Raw genomic sequence first — 3,020 nt, forward strand, 5'->3', positions numbered from 1 at the left:
CGGCCTCGACCCCGCCGTCGTCGCCCGCGAGCGCGCCCGCGCGGCGGCCCTCCCGCAGGAGATGCAGTGCGCCCTCGCGACGCTCCTCGCCGCGCTCATGGACGCGGCCGTCCTCCAGACGCGCGCGCTCGGCACGCTCACGCCCGCTGACCTCGAGGCGCTCTCGAGCCCCTCGCTCACGACGGCCTCGCGCAACCTGCTCCTCGCGCGCGGCGACCCCGCCTCGGCCGCCGAGGCCGCGCGCCTCGTGGACCGCGCCGTGCGCGAGACCGCGCCCGTGCTCGAGAAGTGGGGCCTCCTCCTCCAGGTCGCAAGCGTCGAGCGCGGACTTCCCGTCACGGCCGACCACGTCGCGGGCGAAATCCCCCGTCTTGCGGAGGGCGACCCCCGCGACGCCTACCGGTGGGCGCTCCGCCTCGCGGGCCACGACGTGCGCGGCGAGCTCCCCGAGATGCCCGCCGAGGTGCCTTCGCTCGCGTCCCTCCTCTGGATGCTCTACCTCCAGCTCGAGGTCCCCGTGACCCCGGGCGTCTCGTGGGCCATCGCCGGGACGCGCCACCTCCCGGACGACCTCGAAGCCGCGGCCGCCCGCAACCTCGCCGCGATCGTCGTCGCGAACGCAGCCTGGACGTTCGCCGCGACCCGCCCGCTCGACACGCAGGCGCTTCTCGCCGCCGAGGACCTCGCGCGCCTCGCCGCGAAGCCGGGCGCGACGCCCTCCGACATCCTGCTCCTCCGCGCGCACGTGGACACGATCCGCGCCGCGCAGAACCCCGCCATCCTCGAGGCCGCGGCGCTGCTCCTTTCCGCCGCCGCCGCGACGGCCGCGGCCCCGCCCGCGGTTCCGACCGCGCCCTGGTGGGTCGTCTCGCCGCCCGCGATGGCCGCCGGGTCCGACGACATCGTGAACGAGACCGTGCTCGGGTCGCGCTTCGCGGTCCGCGCGCACGCGAACGGGTCGTACGAGCTGTTCATCGACATCAACGGCGACGGACGCCGCGACACCCCGGCCCTGTTCTCGCCCGCCGCCTACGTGATCACCGTCGACGAGGCCCGCTGCCGCGTCGTCATCACGCAGGACGAGAACAACGACGGTCTCTCGGAAGGCCAGGAGACGCATGACGTCGTGGGCCGAAACCCGATCGACGGCAAGGAGCCCGCGAACTCGCAGCCGCTCTCGCTCGACGGCGAGATCCTCTTCGACACCGGCTCCTCGTGCGATCCCGCGAACGACGTGATCTTCCGCGATCCCTTCGGCTACGTCGCGATCCTGGGCGACGGGTCGAGCGTCGTGGGCGACGATTTCGGCGCCTTCCCCGTCTACGCGACCAACCAGCGCAACGGCGCGCTGCTCGTGGACAACTTCTACAACACGAACCTGCTCGGCTTCGGGAGCCCCGCGCAGATCGAGAACGGATTCTACACCTTCGTCTACGGGAATTTCTTCCGGCCCCGCGACGACGACGATCCGTTGAACTGGATGCCCGAGTGCGGCAAGGACTGGAAGGCCCCGCTTCCTCCGCCCGGCAACATCGGCATGACGGACCCGTGCCAGCTCCGCGTCGGCGGCACGGCCTTCATGGACGGGTACCTCCGGCCCCGCCTCTCCTCGAACACCACGATCAACCCCGATCGCTACCAATACCTCACGATCGACCTCGGCGGGGACGACCTCTACCTCAACAACGCGGGCGGCACGTTCAACGCGAGCTGGCTGCGGGGCCGGACGCCTCCCTCGGATCTCGGGGAGAACCGGACCGTCGTCTGCCCGCAAAGCGGGGGCGCGGACGCGGAGTCCCCTTGCGTCCACACGACCGGCTACCCCTGGCGCACGCCGGTCGCCCTCGCGATCGACCTCGGCGGCGACGACCGCTACGCCGCGCGCCGCGCCTTCACGGCCGGAAGCGCGGGCGGCGGCGTCGGCCTCCTGTACGACGTCGCGGGCGACGACCGCTACGAGGCGAAGGACGACGGGCTCGGCGCGGCCAACGCGACGGCGGTCCTGCTCGACGTGCTTCCCGGCGTGTGCGAGCCGGGGCGCACCGCGACAACCTGCTACCGTCCCCGCATTCTGAGCTTCCCCTCCGCGGGCCTGCTCGTCGACCTCGACGGCGACGACACGTACTCGGCGCGCTTCCGCGCGATCGGGTTCGGCCAGCGCGCGCTCTTCGAAGGCGTCGGTACGCCGGATTCCCGCTGTCCAGCGGTGGGCCAGCTCGGCCCGAACTTCGGCTGCATCGGCCTCGGCGGCCTTCCCACGCCGGCCGCCGTCGGCCTCGTGCTCGACGTCGCGGGCCGCGACCTCTATCGCGGCGACGAGTATACCCTCGGCGCGGCGAACCACTCGGGCCTCGGGCTCGTGCTCGACCTCGCGGGCGACGACACCTACGCGAGCACGGGCCGCCCCGGCCACAGCCAGGGCCAGGGCCACGGCACGGGCCACGGCCTCCTCCTCGACCTCGCGGGCCGCGACACGGGCTTCGTCTCGAACGGCGGCTTCGCCCTCGGCGCCTACGTCCAGGCGCGCTTCAACATCACCGCGATCGGCGAGGCCGCCGAGCAGCGCAACGACTTCAAGGGCCGCGGCGTGAGCCTCGCGCTCGACCTCGACGTGCCGCCCCTCGCCTCGGACTGGGACCCCGGCGAGGACGAGGGCCTCGTGGGCTTCCCGAACGCCTCGATCGCGTGGCGCGACCTCCCCCTCACCGGCGCGCTCAGCGAGAACCACGGCATGGTCCTCCACCTCCCCGCGCTCCTCGCGATCGACGACGCGACCGGCAGCGTCTGGCGCCGCGCCGCGCTCGTGAGCCTCGACCTCGCCGGCGCGGACGTCTACCTCAACGCGCCCGGCCGCGCGATCCTCAACACCACCCTCACCGCGCCCAGCCCGGACAGGCTCGTCGGGGTGGCCCCGCTCCGCGTCTACGCCGATACGCGGCCCATGGGCTACACGGCGCCCGTCGCGCTGAGCCTCGACCTCGGCGGCGCGGACCTCTACGACGCAAGCCGCGTGTTCACCC

The 3,020-nt window shown here is 73.4% G+C and carries 1 protein-coding gene; it reads left to right on the forward strand.

All coding sequences use genetic code 11. The features are described from left to right. Positions 1–3,020: hypothetical protein (locus tag VM889_10505; protein HVL48977.1), on the forward strand; the 3,020-nt coding region annotated here is incomplete at both ends.

The organism is Candidatus Thermoplasmatota archaeon (assembly GCA_035540375.1).
GTDB lineage: Archaea > Thermoplasmatota > SW-10-69-26 > JACQPN01 > JAJPHT01 > DATLGO01.